This window comes from Rhizomicrobium sp., from assembly GCA_037200045.1.
Taxonomy (GTDB): Bacteria; Pseudomonadota; Alphaproteobacteria; order Micropepsales; family Micropepsaceae; genus Rhizomicrobium.
The window spans coordinates 1,345,962-1,363,780 of record JBBCHM010000001.1 but is presented as its reverse complement, the minus strand read 5'-3'; the positions used below and the strand labels follow the sequence as shown (position 1 = coordinate 1,363,780).

The window sequence follows — 17,819 nt, the reverse complement described above, 5'->3', positions numbered from 1 at the left end:
GGCTAGCGCCGTCGCGCGAAGAGCGGCCCTTCATCGGGAAAGGCATGCTCGACGAGCTTCTTCATCACCGTGGGCAGCGCGACGGCCGCGAGGTCGCCTGCCCAGACAGCGCCGGCGACCGGCGGCCGCTTCGCGACCTCCGCCACATACACCTCGATCTCCAACTCGAAATGCGTGAAGCCGTGGCGGACGATGCCGACGCGCTTATGCCAATCGGCCTGGAACGGCGCCTGTTTCAGCGCCTCGTCGCGAGTCGGAAAATCCTCGCCCCACGCCCCCAGCGGCGGCTGCATCATGTTGCCGAGCAGCCCCTTCTCGGGCCGCTTCACCAGCAGCACCGCGCCCTCCGCGTCGCGCGCCACGAACGCCGCGCCGCGCTTCAGCGGCCGCACCATCTTCGGCGCCTTCACCGGCAATTCTTCCGGGATGCCGCGCCGCCGCGCTTCGCAATCCTCGAACCACGGACAGCGCGGACAGGCCGGCCGCTTCGGCGTGCAGATCAGCGAGCCCAGATCCATCAGCGCTTGCGCGAAATCCCCTGCCCGCTTCGCCGGCACCAGCGCCTGCAGCGCCTCCCGCATCGCCGGCTTGGATTTCGGCAGCGGCTCGCCGATCGCGAACACCCGCGCGATCACCCGCTCGGCATTGGCATCCATCGCGGCATGCGGCAGGTCGAACGCGATCGCCGCAATCGCGCCGGCGGTGTAGTCGCCGACGCCCGGCAGCGCGCGCAAGCCTTCGAAGCTCTCCGGAAACGCACCACCCATCTCGCCCGCCACGACCTTCGCCGCCGCATGCAGGTTGCGCGCCCGCGCGTAATAGCCGAGGCCGGCCCAGGCGGTCAGCACCTCGTCCTGCTCGGCGGCGGCCAGCGCGCCGACCGTCGGCCACGCCTTGAGGAACTTGACGTAATAGGCGCCGACCGCCTGCACCGTCGTCTGCTGCAGCATGATCTCCGAGAGCCACACATGATACGGATCGGCCCGGCGTCCCGGCTTGGCGCGCCATGGCAGGCTGCGCCGGTTCGCGTCGTACCAATCGAGCAGTTGCCGTGCGGAAACGCCGGTCGGCTTTTGCTTCTTCTTCGTGGAGGCGGGCATACTCGCACCATGGCGCAAGAGAAGTCCGAGAAACAACCAGAACCGCCCAAGCGTCGCGGCTGGATCGGCGAGGTCGGCGGCGACGCGACGCTTGCCGCCCGGACCGCCTTCGCGCGCGCCGGTTTCGCCGATCCCTCGCTCGTGCTGCGCTGGGCCGAGATCGCCGGCGCCGAGACCGCGCGCCTCGCCCGCCCGATCCGGCTCTCCGAAACGGCGAGCGGCGGCCTGCTCACCCTGAAGGCCGAGCCGGCGGCGGCCCTGTTCCTTCAGCACGAGAGCCGCGCGCTGTGCGCCCGGATCAATTCCTATCTCGGCCGCGTCGCCGTCGTGCGCCTGCGCTTCGTGCAGGGCCCGCTGGCCGAGCGCCATCCGCCGCCGCCGAAACGTCCCAAGCCCACCGATCCCTCGTCCGCCGATCCGGCGCGGCGCTGGCAGGGACCGCCGGAGCTCGGCCAGGCCCTGCTCAATCTCGCCCGCCAGCGCACCCGCGGACGCGGTGCCGATTGAACGATCTTGGGCGCTCTGCCAAAACGGCGGAGCAACCGGCGCGAGGAGCGCACAAGGTGAACCGCAACCAGGTCCTCCTCGGCATCATCGTCCTGGCATTGGTCGGGCTCGGCATCTTCGCCTGGTACACGTCGCATGAGCGCGACGACGAAACCCCGTCCGCCGACGCCCAGGCCGCCACGCCCGCCGACTACGAATTCACGCTCGGCTCGCCCGACGCCCCGATCAAGATGATCGAATACGCCGCGCCGATGTGCCCGATCTGCGCCCGCTTCGACATGAACGAATTTCCCCGGCTGAAGGCCGAGTACATCGATACCGGCAAGGTGTTCTACACCTTCCGCGTCTTTCCCATCGGCGATCCCGATATCGGCGCCGAAGGCATCGCGCGCTGCCTGCCCCGGTCGCGGTATTTCGCCTTCATCGACTTCCTCTTCCGCAACCAGGAGAAATGGGACCCCGACGGCCACACCATCCTCGACGTGCGCGCCGCGCTGATCGCGATGGCCGCCACCACCGGCATGCCGGAAGACAAGGCCGGCCAGTGCATCGACGACAAGGACACCCAGGCCCGCACCCTGCGGATCGCGCAGGACGGCGCCACCCGCTACGGCGTCAATGCCACGCCCACCTTCATCGTCGACGGCCAGAAGGCCTATAGCGGCGAATGGCCCTGGACGGCCATGAAAGCCGCCCTCGACGCCAAGCTCTTGAAATAGCCCCCTGTTCCGCGCTGTCTTGCCGGCATTGAAGCTTTGCGGCCGGTCTGCCAAAAGCAGGCGGTTCCAAATTGGAGAGAGCGCCCGTGAGTCGCAACCAGATCCTTGTCGGTGCCGTCGTCCTGGCGCTGGTCGTTCTCGGCGCCGTCGCCTGGTACGTGATGGGAAATTCGGGCGGGGCGGCCATCGTTCCGGCGGCCGGCGCCAGCACCAACCTCACCGCCGAGGACCGGACGCTGGGCAATCCCAAGGCCAAGATCGTCGCCATCGAATATGCCGCGCCGATGTGCCCGCACTGCGCGCGGTTCAACGAGGAAGGCATCCCGGTCCTCAAATCGCAGTATATCGACACCGGCAAGGTCTTTTACATCTTCCGCGTCTTCCCCATCGGCCAGCCCGACGTCGCCGCCGAGTCGCTCGCCCGCTGTTTGCCTGCGGATAACTATTTCGCGTTCATTGACCAGCTCTACCGGAATCAGGACAAGTGGGACCCGGAAAACGGCGTGCAGGACGTCGAGGGCGGACTGGTCGGCCAGGCGCGAATCGCCGGTATGAGCGCCGATCAAGCCGTCGCCTGCATGCGGGACAAGGACAAGAATGCCCGCGTCATGGCCGTCTCGCAGGACGCCCAGACGCGGTACGGGATCAACGGCACGCCGACCTTCGTCATCAACGGCGAAGTGCAGACGGCCGGCGCGCAATGGCCCGAGATCAAGGCGAAGTTGGATTCACTGCTGGCGAAAAAGTAGCACCGCCGGCTTTAAAGCGTAGGACGGCGCACAGCATTTGAAGTTCACCAGGCTCCGGCTGTCGGGTTTCAAGTCCTTCGTCGAACCGACCGAGTTGCATGTCGAGCCCGGGCTGACCGCCGTGGTCGGGCCCAATGGCTGCGGCAAATCCAACCTGTTCGACGCGCTGCGCTGGGTGATGGGCGAGACGCGCCCGTCCTCGCTGCGCGGCGGCGAGATGGACGACGTGATCTTCGCCGGCTCCGGCGGGCGCCCGGCCCGCAACATGGCCGAGGTCACGCTGTTCGTCGACAACACCGACCGCACCGCCACCGGCGCCTGGAACGAATACGATTCGATCGAAGTCTCCCGCCGCATCGAGCGCGAGGCCGGTTCGGTCTATCGCATCAACGGCCGCGACGTGCGCCAGCGCGACGTGCAGCTTTTCTTCGCCGATGCGTCGTCCGGCGCCGGCTCGACCGCCTTCGTGCGCCAGGGCCAGATCGGCCTGCTGATCAGCCAGAAGCCGCTGGCGCGCCGCGCCATCCTGGAAGAGGCCGCCGGCATCGCGGGCCTGCACCAGCGCCGCCATGAGGCGGAGCTGCGCCTGCGCGCCGCCGAAACCAATATGGGCCGGCTGGAAGACGTCATCCACGAGGTCGAAGGCCAGCTCGCCAGCCTCAAGCGCCAGGCGCGCCAGGCCTCGCGCTACCGCAACCTCTCCGGCCATATCCGCAAGGCCGAGGCGCTGGCGCATCACCTGCGCTGGACCGCCGCCGAACTGCGCCTGCGCGCCGACGAGGAGAATCTCGCCGCCGCGATCGCCGCGGTCGAAGCCTGCACCGCGCTGGCGGCCGAAGCCTCGACCGCGCAGGCGAACGCGGCCAGCGGATTGCCGCCGCTGCGCCAGACCGAGGCCGAACGCAACGCCGCTTTGCACCGCCTCACCGTCGAGCGCGAACAGCTCGAACGGGAAGAGGCCCGCGCGCGCGAGACCGCGCAGCGCTTGCGCCAGCGCATCGGCCAGACCGAACAGGATATCGAACGCGACCGCGTGCTCGACAACGACGCGCAGGCGGCGCTCGGCACGCTCTCGTCCGAAACCGAGACGCTCGAAGCCGCCATCGCCCGCTCCGCCGACGAACTCGTCGAAGCCGACGCGCTTGCCGCGAGCCTGAACGAAGCGCTGGGAGAGGCAGAAAAGACGCTCGAACGCCTCACCGCCGAACTCGCCGAGTGGAACGCCCGCAAGGCGAGCGCCGAACGCTCGCGCGAACTCGCCGGCGCGCTCGCCGAGACCAGCGCCGCCCAGCTTCAGCAGGCCCAGGCCCGCCTGAACGCCGCGATGCAAGCAGCCGCCCAGGCGCCGGACGTCCGCGACGCGGAAGACGCCGCCGAACGTGCCCGTGCCTTGGCCGAGACGGCGCGTGCCGCCGCCGCCGCCGCGCGCGAATCGCTCGCCGAGGCGCAGCGGATCGAAAGCGAGACCCGCACGCCGCTCGAAGAGGCGGAGCGCGAATGGCAGCGCCTGTCGGCCGAGGCCAAGGCGCTGGGCGACCTGTTGCGTCCCGACGGCCACGATCTCTTTCCGCCGCTGGTCGATGCGGTGACCGTGCAGCCCGGCTACGAGGCGGCCTTGGCCGCCGCGCTGGGCGACGATCTCGACGCGCCGCTGGACGAGGCCTCGCCGCATCACTGGCGCGATCTCGGACTCTATTATTACGAAGGCGCGCCGCTGCCCGAGGGCGCAAGGCCGCTCGGCGATTTCGTGAAGGGTCCCAGCGCGCTGGCGCGCCGCCTGGCGCTGACCGGCGTCGTGTTTCCTGATCAGGGCAAGGGCCTGCAGCTCGAACTCAAGCCCGGCCAGCGCCTGGTCTCGCCGCGCGGCGATCTGTGGCGCTGGGACGGCTATTCGGCGAGCGCCGACGCGCCGTCCGCCGCCGCCATCCGCCTGTCGCAGAAGAACCGCCTCGCCGCGCTCGATATTGAGATCGAAGGCGCGCGCGAGCGCCGCGCCGCGGTGTTCGCCACCTGGACCGCCGCCAAGGAGGCCGCGGTCGCCGCCCGCGACGCCGAACGCGCCGCCGAGCGCGAGCAGCGCGACTTCGACCAGTCATTGATCGCCGCGCAGGATTTCGCGACCAAGGCCGCCCGCGCCGCCGCCGAGCGCGCCTCGCAGCTCGCCTCGCTCGAAGCCGAAATCCGCCGCCTGACGCAGAGCCACGACGCCGCGCTCGAATCGCGCCGCGCCGCCGAAACCGAGCTGGAACAGCTCGGCGACGGCGTGACGCTCACCAACGATGTCGCGACCGCGCGCGGCCGCAATGCCGAGGCGCGCACCGCCTACTCCGAAGCGCGCGCCACCTTCGATGGCCTCAAGCGCGAGGGCGAGGTCCGCGCCCGCCGGCTCACGGCCATCGCCGACGAGCGCGGTCGCTGGGAAGAACGCCGCCAGGCCGCGCTCAGCCATATCGAGGAACTGGAGCGCCGCCGCGAGGAACTCTCCGCCGAACTCGCCACGGCCGAGGCCCTGCCCGAAGCGATCGCCGCCAAGCGCGGCGCGCTGCTCGACGCCATCGGCGCGGCCGATGTCGCGCGGCAGGAAGCGGCCGACGCCCGCGCCGTCGCCGAGACCGTTCTCGCCGAAGCCGACAAGGCGGCGAAATCCGCCGACGCCGCGCTCTCCGCCGCCCGCGAGGAACGCGCCCGCGGCCAGGCGCTGTTCGAAGCCGCCAACGCGCGCATCGCCGAACTGCGCGACCGCATCCGCGACGAGCTGGAAGCGACGCCGGAAGACCTGCCCGAACGCGCCGAGATCAGGGAGGGCGAAGAACTGCCCCCGCTCGAACAGGCCGACAAGCGCGTCGAGAAGCTCAAGCAGGAGCGCGAGCAGCTCGGCGGCGTAAACCTTCGCGCCGAGGAAGAGGCGGCCGAGCACGAGACCCGGCTGCAGGCCTTCATCGCCGACCGCGACGACCTCGTCGGCGCCATCGAGCGCCTGCGCCGCGGCATCACCAGCCTGAACAAGGAAGGCCGCGAGCGCCTGATCGCCTCCTTCGAGAAGGTCAACGCCAACTTCCAGACGCTGTTCGGCAAGCTGTTCGAAGGTGGCGAGGCCAAGCTCACGCTGACCGAATCGGAAGACCCGCTCGAAGCCGGCCTGGAGATCTTCGCCCGCCCGCCGGGCAAGCGGCTCCAGTCGCTGGCGCTGCTGTCGGGCGGCGAGCAGGCGCTGACCGCGATGGCGCTGATCTTCGCGGTGTTCCTGGTGAACCCGGCGCCGGTCTGCGTGCTGGACGAGGTGGACGCGCCGCTCGACGACGCCAATGTCGAGCGCTTCTGCAACATGCTCGACGAGATGACCCGCCTGACCGACACGCGCTTCCTGGTGATCACCCACCACGCGCTGACGATGAGCCGCATGCACCGCCTGTTCGGCGTGACGATGGCGGAGCGCGGCGTCAGCCAGCTCGTCTCCGTGACCCTCGCCCAGGCCGAGAAGGTGGCGGCGGAGTAGGCAAGTGGCCCTTTTTGGCCGATTGCGCTATGTTAACGACCATGTCGGAAGACCTGCTGAAGCGCATCACCGTCGAGCCGGGCAAGATGAGCGGCCGCCCTTGCATCAGGGGTTACCGCATGCGCGTCATCGACATTCTCCAGATGCTCGCTGGCGGTATGACACCCGAGGAGATATTGGCCGACTTCGATTTCCTTGAGGCCGATGACATTCGCGCGGCCCTGGCATACGCCGCAAACGCGCTCGAGCATCCCGTCGTCAAAGCTGCGGAATAGCCCCGAGAATGGGCGTTTTCTTCGTCTGCGACGTCCATATCCCTCGACAATTGGTTCCTTATCTCCGAACCAAGGGTCATGATGGAATTCACGTCCTCGACCTGGGTCTGGGCCAAGCGGAGGATAAGGATATCTGGCGCTATGCCATCGAGCGCGAGGCTATCATCGTCACCAAAGATGCCGACTTCATCGTGCCGGCCGCAGCTACGCCTGGCCCCCGTGTTTTGCGCGTTTGCTTGGGCAATTGTTCCAACTGGCAATTGCTCTATCGATTCGAGAGAGATTTCTCCACGATCCTGAATCGCTTCGATACCGGTGCTCGGTTGGTGGAATTGAATTGGTAGAGGAACCGGCGCGCATATCGCCGCGCCTCATATTTTGCCAGCAAGTTCCGCTACTTACGGCCATTCTTGCGTTGTTGACACCTCCAAAACCCAACCCTATGTTCCGCGCGCCTTCGAGCGAGCCGCGAAGGCCGGTTTAGCGCGGAATTTCGGCCAAAAGAGACGGGAAGGTCTTCGATGCCCGACCCTCGAAATCTGCGCGATCTCGGCAAGCGGCTGGACGAAGCCCAGGCGAAGCACGCCGCGCCCGTGAAGCGGGCGGCGCCGACGCAACTGGGCATCGCCTCCCGTTTCGCGACGGAGCTCGTGGCGGCGCTGCTGGTGGGCGGCGCCTTGGGATGGGGCATCGACTGGCTGTTCGGACATTTCGGTGTCCATACCAAACCGGTCTTCCTCATCGTGCTGTTCGTGCTGGGCGCCGCGGCGGGAATCCGCAACGTGATGCGCGCGGCCGGAGAAATCAACGCCGAGATGGCGGCCCATGGGCCAGCCCCCTCGGTCAGGGACGACGAGGAGAATTGACCCCGTGGCGATGGCGCTAAACCCGATGGAGCAGTTCGAGGTCAAGCCGCTCATCGCGCGGCCGCTCCTCTCCATCGCGGGTCACGACATCTATTTCACCAACCAGGCGCTGCTGATGATCATCGTCGCGGTCGCCGCCTCGCTGTTCCTCACGCTGGCCATGTCGCGCCGCGCCTTGGTGCCGTCGCGCGGCCAGTCGATGGCGGAGCTGTCCTACGAATTCGTCGCCAACATGCTGCAGAGCGCGGCGGGCGAGGACGGGCTGAAATTCTTTCCCTTCGTCTTCACGCTCTTCATCTTCGTGCTGTTCAGCAATTTCTTCGGCATGATCCCCGGCTCGTTCACGGTGACCAGCCAGATCGCCGTGACCTTCGCGCTGGCCTGCCTGGTGATCCTGACGGTGCTGATCGTCGGCTTCGCCAAGCACGGCATCGGCTTCTTGAAGCTCTTCGTGCCGCAAGCACCGTGGTATCTGCTGATCCTGCTGATCCCGATCGAGGTGATTTCCTTCCTCACCCGCCCGATCAGCCTTTCGGTGCGTCTCTTCGCCAACATGCTGGCCGGCCACACCATGCTCGCGGTGTTCGGCGGCTTCGTCGTGCTGCTCGGCGGCGCCGGCGGCGTGCTCTCGATCCTCTCCATCGCGCCGATGGCGCTGATCGTCGCGATCATGCTGCTGGAGCTGCTGGTCGCGTTCCTCCAGGCCTATGTCTTCGCGATCCTCACCTGCATCTACCTCAACGAAGCCCTCCACCTCCACGACCATCACTGAACGCAAAGGAAGTCACACCATGGATCTCGCAGCAGCGAAAATGATCGGCGCGGGCCTTGCCTGTATCGCCCTCGTCGGCGCCGGCATCGGCATCGGCAACGTGTTCGGCAGTTATCTGTCGGGCGCGCTGCGCAACCCGGGCGCCGCGGCCACCCAGTCGACCAACCTGCTCCTCGGCTTCGCGCTGTGCGAAGCCACCGGCCTGTTCGGCCTCGTCATCGCGCTGCTCATCCTGTTCGCGTTCTGATAATGGCGGACGCGGCGACCACGGCGACGACGGGGGCGGCTCCTCACAAGGGCGCCGGTTTTCCGCCGTTCAAGACGGAGACGTTCCCGAGCCAGCTGTTCTGGCTCGCGATCACCTTCGCCTTCCTGTTCGTCGTGTTGTGGCGCGTCGCCGGCCCGCGCATCGCCGGCACGATCACGGCGCGGCGCCACCGCATCGCCGACGATCTGGCGGCGGCGCAGAAGGACCGCGGCGGCGCCGAAGCCGCGGAGGCCAGCTACCAGGTCGCGCTCGCCGGCGCCCGCGCCCGCGCCCAGTCGCTGGCCGACGCCAACCGCAAGGCGATCGCCGACGAGCTCGAGCGCGACCGCACCGCGGCCGGCGCCAAGGCGCATGACGACATCGCCACCGCCGAGGCCCGCATCGCCGCCTCGCGCGACGCGGCGCGCTCGCAGGTCGTCAAGGCGGCGGAGGAAGCGGCCATCGCCATCGTCGCCCATCTGACCGGCGAGACCGTCTCGGCCGACGACGCGGCCGCCGCGGTCCGCACCGCCACGGGAAGCTGACCATGGAATTCCTTCTGGAACCCGAAACCTGGGTCGCGGTCGGCTTCGTCGCCGTGATCGGCCTCCTGCTTTATGTCGGCGTGCCGAAGATGGTCGCCGGCCTGCTCGATTCGCGCGCCGCCGTCATCAAGGCCGAGCTCGACGAGGCGCGCCGCCTGCGCGAGGAGGCCGCGGCGACGCTGGCCGGCCTGAAGGCCAAGGCGGCCGGCGCCGACCGCGAAGCGCAATCCATCGTCGACGAGGCCAAGGCGGAAGCGCAGCGTTTCGCCGTCGAGGCGCGCGCGACATTGAGCCAGCAGATCGCGCGCCGCGCCCAGGTCGCGCAGGACAAGATCGCCCAGGCCGAGGCCGCCGCGATGTCGGAGATCCGCCAGCTCGCCGCCGACGCCGCGACCGCCGCCGCCGAGAAGCTGATCGCCGCCCGGCTGGACGAAGCCCGCGCCGCCGCGATGATCGAGACCAGCATCAAGTCGCTGGGCAGCAAGCTGAACTAGGCTTTCCCCATCCCAATCATCGTCATCGCCGGGCTTGTCCCGGCGATGACGATGATCACGGCCGCTGCTTGCGCATCCTGGTCGCGCGCAACAAGGACACACGCGGAGCCGCGGAGAACGCGGAAGCTTCTTGTTCTTCGCGTTCTCCGCGTGAATCGAATCTTCCATGAGTGATCGTGCTGCCGATCCAGAGCCGCGCCTCGTCGGCCTGAGCGACCGCGAAAATACGGTCAATCCGAGCAATCGCGCGGTCTACGCCTTCTCCGGCTGCACCACGCGGATATGCAGTTCGCGCAGCTGCTTGGGCAGCACCTCGGTCGGGGCGTTCATCAGGAGGTCCTGGCCCTGCTGGTTCATCGGGAACATCGTGACCTCGCGGATGTTCTCCTCGCCGGCCAGCAGCATCACCACGCGCTCCAGGCCCACCGCGCAGCCGCCATGCGGCGGCGCCCCGTGGCGGAACGCGTTCAGCATGCCGCCGAACTTGCTCTCGGTGAAATCGCGGCCGCTGCCGGCGATCTCGAACGCTTTCAGCATCACCTCGGGGTCGCGGTTGCGCACCGCGCCCGACAGCATCTCATAGCCGTTGCACACGATGTCGTACTGGAAGACCTTGATGCCCAGGATCGTCTCGCGGTCGCGCTCGGCGTCCAGCGCCATGAAATCGGGCGTCGGGAACTGCGGCAGCGAGAACGGGTTGTGCCCGAAATCGATGCGCTTTTCGTCCTCGTTCCACTCATACATCGGCATGTCGACGATCCAGCAGAACTTGAAGACGCCCTCCTCGACCAGCTTCAGTTCCGTGCCGATGCGCGTGCGCGCCAGCCCGGCGAGCTTCGCGGCCCGCTCGGTCTTGTCAGCGGCGAAGAACAGCGCGTCGCCCGCCTTGATGCCGGCGCGCGCGATCAGTTCCGCTTGCGCCGCTTCGGGGATGAACTTGGCGATGGGACCTTTGCCCACGATCTTGTCGCCGTCGGCTTCGAAGATCACGTAGCCCAATCCCGCCGCGCCTTCGCTGCGCGCCCAGTCGTTCAGCTTGTCGAAGAACGAGCGCGGCTGCGCGGCGGCGCCCGGCGCCGGGATCGCCCGCACCGTCTTGCCCTTGAACGCCTTGAATGCCACGTCGTCGCGCGCGAACACGTCCGACACGTCGCAGATCACGATCGGATTGCGCAGGTCCGGCTTGTCGGTGCCGTATTTCAGCGCCGCGTCTTCATAGGTGATGTGCGGCACCTCCGCATACACCTTCCGGCCTTCCGCGAATTCCTCGAAGGTCCCCAGCAGCACCGGCTGGATCGCGTCGAACACGTCCTCTTGGGTAACGAAGCTCATCTCCATGTCGAGCTGGTAGAATTCGCCCGGCGAGCGGTCGGCGCGGCCGTCCTCGTCGCGGAAACACGGCGCGATCTGGAAATAGCGGTCGAAGCCCGCCACCATGATGAGCTGCTTGAACTGCTGCGGCGCCTGCGGCAGCGCGTAGAAATGCCCCGGATAGCGCCGCGACGGTACCAGGAAATCGCGCGCGCCTTCGGGCGAGCTCGCGGTCAGGATCGGCGTCTGGTATTCGGTGAAGCCCTGCCCGATCATCCGTGTGCGGAGCGATTGGATGATCTTGGAGCGCAACACGATGTTCCTGTGCAGCCGCTCGCGGCGCAAATCGAGGAAGCGGTATTTCAGCCGCGTCTCCTCAGGGTAGTCGAGGTCGCCGAACACCGGCACCGGCAGTTCCGGCGCCGTCGCCTGCACCGTCACCGCGTCGATGCGAATCTCGACCTCGCCGGTCGGCAGGTCCTTGTTGACGGTCTCCGCCGTCCGCGCCACGACGCGGCCGGTCAGCGTCAGCACCCATTCGGAGCGCGCCTTGTCGCACTCGGCGAAAGCCGGCTCGTCCGGCTCGACCACGCATTGCGTGATGCCGTAATGGTCGCGCAAATCGATGAACAGCAGCCCGCCATGATCGCGCCGCCGGTTGACCCAGCCGGAGAGCCGGACGGTCTGTCCGACATCGCTCTTGCGAAGCTGGCCGCAAGTGTGGGTCCGATAGGCATGCATGGCGAAAAAACCTTTGAAAGCAGCGGTGTTTGACGGGTATCCGTGTCGCGGTCAAGGCCCGGACGGGCATAGTGAAACTGTCGCGAAACCCGGCCTAAGCTACGGACAGAATAGAGGATTCCCTTGATGAAGCCGATCCGTCTCGCCGTCCTTGCCGCCCTGGCCTTCGCCGTCGCCCTGCCCGCCTCAGCCAAGCCGGCCCGCCACGCCAAGCCGATCCCGCCGGCGCAAACGGCGCCCGCCGCCCCGGGCAAGCCGCACAACGTGATCGTCTTCGTCGCCGACGGCCTGCGTTACGACAGCGTCAATCCCGACGTGGCGCCGACCTTCGCCCGCATCCGCAAGGACGGCGTCGATTTCGCCAACAGCCATTCGATCTATCCCACGGTCACCACCGCCAACGCCTCGGCCATCGCCTCGGGCCACTATCTCGGCGACACCGGCGATTACGGCAACACGCTGTTCGTCGATTTCCCCGTGCCCTGCCGCCTCGGCGCGGTCGTGACCTTCCTGGAGGACGATTGCGTCCTGCGCGACGTGAAGGACCATTTCCACGACGGCTATATGGGCCAGACCACGCTGATCGGCGCCGCGCGCGCCGCCGGCTTCAACACCGCCATCCTCGGCAAGAAAGGTCCGGCCGCGATCCAGAACCTCGGCTCGCTCGATGCCAAGGACGCGCGCGTCGACGATCCGCTCGGCGTCTTCATCGACGACGCCACCAACCGCCCGGCCAATGCCGACGGCACGCCGACCAGGAGCACCAGGCTGAACGGCGCGCTCGGCGCCGAGGCCTTCGCCGTCTCCGGCGACGACCGCCCCGCCTTCACCAGCGCGCCGAACCTGACGCAGCAGGCCTGGCTGGTCTCCATCGCCGCCCAGGCGCTGGTTCCCGACCTCAAGGACAACGGCAAGCCCTTCGTGATGCTGTACTGGTCGCGCGATCCCGACGCGACGCAGCATTCGGCGATCGACAGCGAGGGCCGTCTCGTCCCCGGCATCAACAGCCCGTCGGCGCGCATCGCCATCGCCAGCGCCGACTTCCAGCTCCGCGTGTTGATGGAGGCGCTCAAGCTCGCCGGCCAGGACGGCAACACCGACATCTTCGTCACCGCCGATCACGGCTTCTCGACCATCGCCAAGGGCACCCCGCCGGCCGACGGTTCGACGCCGCCGGCCTCGCTGCCTCAGGGCTTCCTCGCCTTCGACGTCGCCGCGTGGCTGGGGGGCCAGAAGCTGTTCGATCCCGACCGCTCCAACACCGAGATCATCCGCGACGACGGCGACCGCCCGAGCCAAGGCAACGCCCTGATCGGCCCGACGCCGGACGCGCCGGTGGCCATCGTCGCCTCGAATGGCGGCTCGGACTTCATCTACGCGCCGGGACCGAACGGCGCCGCGACCGCCAAGGCGGTCTTCGCCAAGCTGGTCTCGGCGCCCTATGTCGGCGCGCTGTTCGTCAACGACGCGCTGCTGGGCGCCGATCCCGCCGCCTTCGCCGGCGCCCTGCCGATGAGCAAGATCAACCTGATCGGTTCCTCGAACGTGCCGCGGCCCGCCATCGTGGTCGGCTTCCGCTCCTTCCTCGCCAAGGGCTGCACGGCGCCCCAGGCCCTGCTCTGCACCGTGGAGATCGCCGACACGCCGCTCCACACCGGCCAGGGCATGCACGGCACCTTCAGCCGCGCCGACACGCGGAACTTCATGGCCGCCATCGGCCCGGACTTCCGCAAGGGCTTCGTCGACACCGCGCCGGTCAGCAACGCCGACATCGCGCCGACCATCGCCCATATCCTGGGGATATCTTTGGCGGGTCCCGGCACCCTCACCGGCCGCCCCGCGACCGAGGCCCTGGCGGGCGGCGCGCCGGTCAAGGCGACCTCCGGCACGCTCCGCTCGGCCCCCGGCGCCGGCGGCCTCGCCACCGTTCTGGAGTACCAGGACGTAGGCGGCGTCCGCTATTTCGACGCCGGCGGCATTCCGGGCCGGACGGTCGGCCTGAAGGCCAAATAGCCGCGCGCAAGCGCCGCGCGAATCCGCTATCACGATCCGATGCGGATCGTGGACAACAATGCCGACCTCGGCGCCCTCATCGCCGACCTGGAGGACGCGCCCTATATCGCGCTCGACACCGAGTTCATGCGCGACCAGACCTATTGGCCCAAGCTCTGCCTGATCCAGGTGGCGGCGCCCGGCGTCGAGGCCATCGTCGACCCCCTGGCCGAGGGCATCGATCTGGCGCCGTTCTACGAGCTGTTGAAGAAGCCCGGCATCGTCAAGGTGCTGCACGCCGCGCGGCAGGACATCGAGATCTTCCACCACCAGGGCGGCATGATCCCCGATCCCTTGTTCGACAGCCAGATCGCCGCGATGGTCGCGGGCTTCGGCGATGCGGCGTCCTATGAAACGCTGTGCCGCAAGATCGCCCATGTCGAGATCGACAAATCCTCGCGCTTCACGGATTGGTCGCGCCGGCCGCTGAGCCAGAAGCAGCTCGACTACGCGATCGGCGACGTCACCCATCTGCGCACGATCTACGAATATCTGAAGAAGCAGCTCGAGAAGACCGGCCGCGCCGCCTGGGTGCAGGAGGAGATCGCCGCGCTGCAGGACCCCGACCTCTACGCGATGCAGCCCGAGATCGCCTGGAAGCGGCTGAAGCCGCGTACCTCCAACAAACGCTTCCTGGCGATGATCGCCGCGCTCGCCGCCTGGCGCGAGCGCGAGGCCCAGGCGCGCGACATCCCGCGCGGCCGCGTCCTCAAGGACGAGGCGCTGATGGAGATCGCCGCCCATCCGCCGGAGGATGCCGAGGCGCTGGAACGCATCCGCGCCGTGCCCAAGGGCTTCGCCAATTCGCGGCTGGGCAAGACGCTGATGGACGCCATCGAGGAAGGCCGCCACGCCAAGCCGCCCGAGCCGCTGGAGCACGACCGCCCGCGCCGCCGCCGCGAGCCGTCGCAGGCCGCGGTCGATCTTCTGAAGACCCTGCTGCGCCTGCGCGCCGAGGCCGTCGGCGTCGCGCCGCGCCTGATCGCCAACGCCGACGACATCGAGCGCCTGGCGGCGCTGGAAGACGAAGGCGTTCCCGCCCTGCATGGCTGGCGCGCCCAGGTCTTCGGCAACGACGCGCTGGCCCTGCGCAAGGGCGACCTCGCCATCGCGCTGGAAGGCGGCGAAGCGGTCGTGGTGGAGCTGGAGGACTGATCCGGCAAGCGGCATGAGAGGGCGCGCGGCGAAACCGCCCGCGCCCTCGCTGCCGTTCAGTCGAGTTCGGCCGCCTTGCCCCGCGTCGATGCGAAGGTCGAAGACTGCACGACCACGCTCACGGCGGGACGCGTGCCGCTCGTCACGACCCGCACGAGCACCGCCGGGACCGCGGCGACGCCCAGTTCGGCCTGCGCCGCGCCGCCCGCCTTGAGCTTGTGCTTGGCGTCGGCGCTGAGATCGAAGCCGAGCCCTTCCAGGGTCCCGACCGGATCATGCTCCAGTTTCTTCTGCACCGCGGCGTCGGTGAACACCTTGCGCATCGCCTCGGCATATTTCACTTCGCTCGGATGTACGTCGGTCATGTCACACTTCCTTTCTGGTGGACTCCTTCAAAGTGCCGCAATGGAATTCCCACCCGCGTCGCGGCGGGCTTCTCGCGCCTGGCCTCGCGCGATTTCTGCTTGTGGCCTTGCGGACGGGCGACGTCGCGCAGGCTGGCAAGCCCGGTGTCGTGGAAGCTCTGCAGGATCCGGGGGTAGTAGCGCGCGACCGGATCGGGAAACGCGTATTCGATCATGTTGTGCGTGGGGTACTGGACCTGGGCCAGCGTCAATACGCCGGCCACCTTGTCCGAGATCGCGTAGATCTCGTCGGGCGTCAGGTTGACGCCGCTGCGGAACAGATACAGGTCGCTGAAGAACCCGTAATCGTCGTACATCGCCTCGGTGACCGCGCCGCGCGCTTGCGCCTCGTCCCACAGGCGCGAGCCGGGGATCTGGCAATACCATTGCAGCAGGATGCGCACGCCATAGGTGGCGTGCAGGTTCACCGCGAAGGCGATGGTCTTCTCGACCTCCGCCCGGCTCTCCCAGGGCAGCCCGAGAACGAAGGAGAAATCGGCGCGCCCGGCGATGCCGTATTTCGCCAGGATGCCCGCCGCGAGGTCGAGCTTCTCGCAGGTCGTGCCCTTGCCGATGCGCCCGAGCCCCTCGTCATAGCCGCATTCCGCGCCGACCAGGAACTGGCTGGTGAACGGCGCGATGGCGTCGACATAGCCTTCCTTCAGAAGGTCGTTGGCGCGCGAATCGAACACCAGCGCCGGATTCAATCCGCGGCGGGCGATGACCTTGGCGATCTGGGTGGCGCGCGCCGGGTTCATCGAGAACTCGTCGTCGATGATGTGGATGTTGCCGAGCGTCGTGCGCCCGGCATGCGGCATGATCGTCTCCAGCCGGTCGACAAACGCCTCCGGCTCGATGCCGCGCCAGGTCCGCCGGTAGGACGTGCTGCAGAACGAACAATCGAAGGCGCAGCCGCGCGAGGATTCGATCGACAGCGCGCTGTAGATCCCCTCCGGAAGCCGGCTGTAGTCGGGCAGCGGAAAATCGGGCAGCGCCTCGGGCGCGATCAACTGGTGCAGCGGATTGCGGACGATCTCCCCTTCGGGCGTCTTCCACGACAGGTTGGGCACCGTGGCAAGGTCGCCGCCGCGCTCCAGCGCCTGGGCCAGCGCCGCCAGGCCGATCTCGCCCTCGCCGCGGATGATGTAGTCGACCGGAAACGCGGTCAGCACATAGCGGTCGAACATCGTGGGATGGATGCCGCCCGCGACCACCGGCACGTCGGGGCGCCGTTCGCGAACCTGTTTCAGGACCGCCACCGCCGTCGGCCACGACATCGACGTGGCGCCGATCCCGACCAGCTCGGCCCGCGCGATGGCGTCATCATAGGCGCTCACCGAGGAGGTGCCGTCGGAAATCAGGTCGGCGAAGATCACCTCGTGGCCCTGCGCGCGCAGAATGCTGACCAGCAGATACATCCCGTAGGGCGGGCATTCGCGATGCGCGTCCATCGCGATCGACACCAGCCGACCTTGCACATAGTCCATGATGGGCGGAGCGATCAGAAGAACAATCATGGAGCGAGCGCCTTTACAGGTCTGCGTCACGACGTTCATTGGAGAATATAATATAACTCAAGGTTGTCAACAGTAATACTATACGAATACTTGCAACATCCATTGAATCCATGAAAAGCCCGGTTTTCCATGACGCCAGTTCCACAGTCCGCCGTGCCGTCGGGCCTGCCGTCCTTGTTCGGCACCCTGGCGCTGATGATCGTCCCGCCGCTGGCGCTCGGCTTCGCCGCGCCGTCCGCCGGACCGTGCCTGGCGATCGGCGCCGCGAGCTGGGCCGTGGCGGTCGCGGTGAAATTTGGCCTGATGCGCCTTTCGGGCGTGCGCCGGCGCGTGGAAGCCGGCATCGCCGGCGCCGCCGCGTGGGGCCTGTTCTCGGCGGTCGACGAACTCGGCCTGCTGGCCGCCGCCGTCCTCTGGTCGGGCGTGCGCCCCGATGCAAGCGGCATCGTGGCTTTCGGCATCGGCGCGTCTTCGAGCGAGATCGCCTTCGTGCTGGCCAGCGGCATCGCCGAACGGCTGCGCGGACTGGATCCGCAAGTGCTGGAAGCCTGGCTGGCGGGCGCCCGGCTCTCACCCTGGGTGCGCCACATGCTGTTCATCGAGCGGCTCGGCGCCACGCTCGGCCATGTCGGCTCGCGCGGCCTGGTCTATCTCGCGATCGCCGGCGGCCCGGCCTGGGCCGCCGCGCCCGCGATCGCGGCCTTCGCGCTGGTCGACGGCGTCGCGATCCGGGGACGGTCCCGCAAATGGAACTGGTTCGATCCCGCGACCGCCCGCCGCTTTTATGCGATGACGCTCGCGACCGGCGCCGCGGAGCTCGCCGCGTTCGCCGCACTCGCGACGCTGGTTTCGCCGGCCTGACGCACCGC

Annotated in this window: 18 protein-coding genes; 14 read left to right on the top strand and 4 right to left on the bottom strand. The window is 68.1% G+C overall.

Annotated features, from left to right (window positions below; genetic code table 11):
* Nucleotides 1-2 precede the first annotated feature (2 nt).
* The gene (mutY, locus tag WDM86_06275; GenBank protein ID MEI9989626.1) at nucleotides 3-1,100 is read right to left on the bottom strand and encodes an A/G-specific adenine glycosylase; all 1,098 of its coding nucleotides are present in this window, start codon (nucleotides 1,098-1,100) and stop codon (nucleotides 3-5) included.
* A 9-nt stretch (nucleotides 1,101-1,109) separates the two neighbouring features.
* Between mutY and WDM86_06270 the strand changes: the two genes are divergently transcribed.
* The 11 genes from WDM86_06270 to WDM86_06220 all read left to right on the top strand — a co-directional run bounded on the left by WDM86_06270 (nucleotide 1,110) and on the right by WDM86_06220 (nucleotide 9,770).
* Complete coding sequence (locus tag WDM86_06270) at nucleotides 1,110-1,607, top strand: DciA family protein (protein ID MEI9989625.1); 498 nt, start codon at nucleotides 1,110-1,112, stop codon at nucleotides 1,605-1,607.
* Nucleotides 1,608-1,663: 56 nt separating this feature from the next.
* Entirely contained in the window at nucleotides 1,664-2,326 is a 663-nt protein-coding gene (locus tag WDM86_06265) for a DsbA family protein (protein MEI9989624.1), read from the top strand.
* Between the two features lie 86 nt (nucleotides 2,327-2,412).
* Nucleotides 2,413-3,075, top strand: a complete 663-nt coding sequence (locus WDM86_06260; GenBank protein ID MEI9989623.1) for a thioredoxin domain-containing protein — start codon at nucleotides 2,413-2,415, stop codon at nucleotides 3,073-3,075.
* A 37-nt stretch (nucleotides 3,076-3,112) separates the two neighbouring features.
* Complete coding sequence (locus tag WDM86_06255; protein MEI9989622.1) at nucleotides 3,113-6,571, top strand: AAA family ATPase; 3,459 nt, start codon at nucleotides 3,113-3,115, stop codon at nucleotides 6,569-6,571.
* Between the two features lie 41 nt (nucleotides 6,572-6,612).
* Nucleotides 6,613-6,846: a DUF433 domain-containing protein gene (locus WDM86_06250; protein MEI9989621.1), complete on the top strand. Its 234-nt coding sequence runs from the start codon at nucleotides 6,613-6,615 to the stop codon at nucleotides 6,844-6,846.
* An 8-nt stretch (nucleotides 6,847-6,854) separates the two neighbouring features.
* Nucleotides 6,855-7,190, top strand: a complete 336-nt coding sequence (locus tag WDM86_06245; GenBank protein ID MEI9989620.1) for a DUF5615 family PIN-like protein — start codon at nucleotides 6,855-6,857, stop codon at nucleotides 7,188-7,190.
* A 177-nt stretch (nucleotides 7,191-7,367) separates the two neighbouring features.
* Nucleotides 7,368-7,712, top strand: a complete 345-nt coding sequence (locus WDM86_06240) for an AtpZ/AtpI family protein (protein ID MEI9989619.1) — start codon at nucleotides 7,368-7,370, stop codon at nucleotides 7,710-7,712.
* A gap of 10 nt (nucleotides 7,713-7,722) precedes the next feature.
* Nucleotides 7,723-8,484, top strand: coding sequence for a F0F1 ATP synthase subunit A (locus tag WDM86_06235; GenBank protein ID MEI9989618.1), 762 nt, complete (start codon nucleotides 7,723-7,725; stop codon nucleotides 8,482-8,484).
* A gap of 19 nt (nucleotides 8,485-8,503) precedes the next feature.
* Nucleotides 8,504-8,731, top strand: a complete 228-nt coding sequence (locus WDM86_06230; protein MEI9989617.1) for a F0F1 ATP synthase subunit C — start codon at nucleotides 8,504-8,506, stop codon at nucleotides 8,729-8,731.
* 2 nt (nucleotides 8,732-8,733) lie between these two features.
* Nucleotides 8,734-9,276: a hypothetical protein gene (locus WDM86_06225; GenBank protein ID MEI9989616.1), complete on the top strand. Its 543-nt coding sequence runs from the start codon at nucleotides 8,734-8,736 to the stop codon at nucleotides 9,274-9,276.
* A gap of 2 nt (nucleotides 9,277-9,278) precedes the next feature.
* Nucleotides 9,279-9,770 (top strand): ATP F0F1 synthase subunit B, encoded by a 492-nt coding sequence (locus WDM86_06220; GenBank protein MEI9989615.1) that lies wholly within the window; start codon nucleotides 9,279-9,281, stop codon nucleotides 9,768-9,770.
* Between the two features lie 252 nt (nucleotides 9,771-10,022).
* Here the strand turns inward: WDM86_06220 and aspS are convergent, their stop codons facing one another.
* Nucleotides 10,023-11,822, bottom strand: coding sequence for an aspartate--tRNA ligase (gene aspS, locus WDM86_06215; protein ID MEI9989614.1), 1,800 nt, complete (start codon nucleotides 11,820-11,822; stop codon nucleotides 10,023-10,025).
* 126 nt (nucleotides 11,823-11,948) lie between these two features.
* Here aspS and WDM86_06210 point away from each other — a divergent pair, with 126 nt between their 5' ends.
* Both WDM86_06210 and rnd read left to right on the top strand, forming a co-directional pair.
* Nucleotides 11,949-13,835, top strand: a complete 1,887-nt coding sequence (locus WDM86_06210) for an alkaline phosphatase family protein (GenBank protein MEI9989613.1) — start codon at nucleotides 11,949-11,951, stop codon at nucleotides 13,833-13,835.
* Nucleotides 13,836-13,874: 39 nt separating this feature from the next.
* Nucleotides 13,875-15,029 carry a ribonuclease D gene (gene rnd, locus WDM86_06205; protein ID MEI9989612.1) on the top strand — a complete coding sequence of 385 codons (1,155 nt, stop codon included), beginning with the start codon at nucleotides 13,875-13,877 and terminating at the stop codon, nucleotides 15,027-15,029.
* 56 nt (nucleotides 15,030-15,085) lie between these two features.
* Here rnd and WDM86_06200 read toward each other — a convergent pair whose 3' ends face one another.
* Complete coding sequence (locus WDM86_06200; GenBank protein ID MEI9989611.1) at nucleotides 15,086-15,394, bottom strand: hypothetical protein; 309 nt, start codon at nucleotides 15,392-15,394, stop codon at nucleotides 15,086-15,088.
* Nucleotides 15,391-16,950 (bottom strand): radical SAM protein, encoded by a 1,560-nt coding sequence (locus tag WDM86_06195; GenBank protein MEI9989610.1) that lies wholly within the window; start codon nucleotides 16,948-16,950, stop codon nucleotides 15,391-15,393. The genes WDM86_06200 and WDM86_06195 overlap by 4 nt, the downstream gene beginning before the upstream one ends.
* Before the next feature lie 129 nt (nucleotides 16,951-17,079).
* On the opposite strand from WDM86_06195, the gene WDM86_06190 reads away from it, so the two are divergent.
* Nucleotides 17,080-17,811, top strand: coding sequence for a hypothetical protein (locus tag WDM86_06190; protein MEI9989609.1), 732 nt, complete (start codon nucleotides 17,080-17,082; stop codon nucleotides 17,809-17,811).
* The last annotated feature ends 8 nt before the right edge of the window (nucleotides 17,812-17,819 follow it).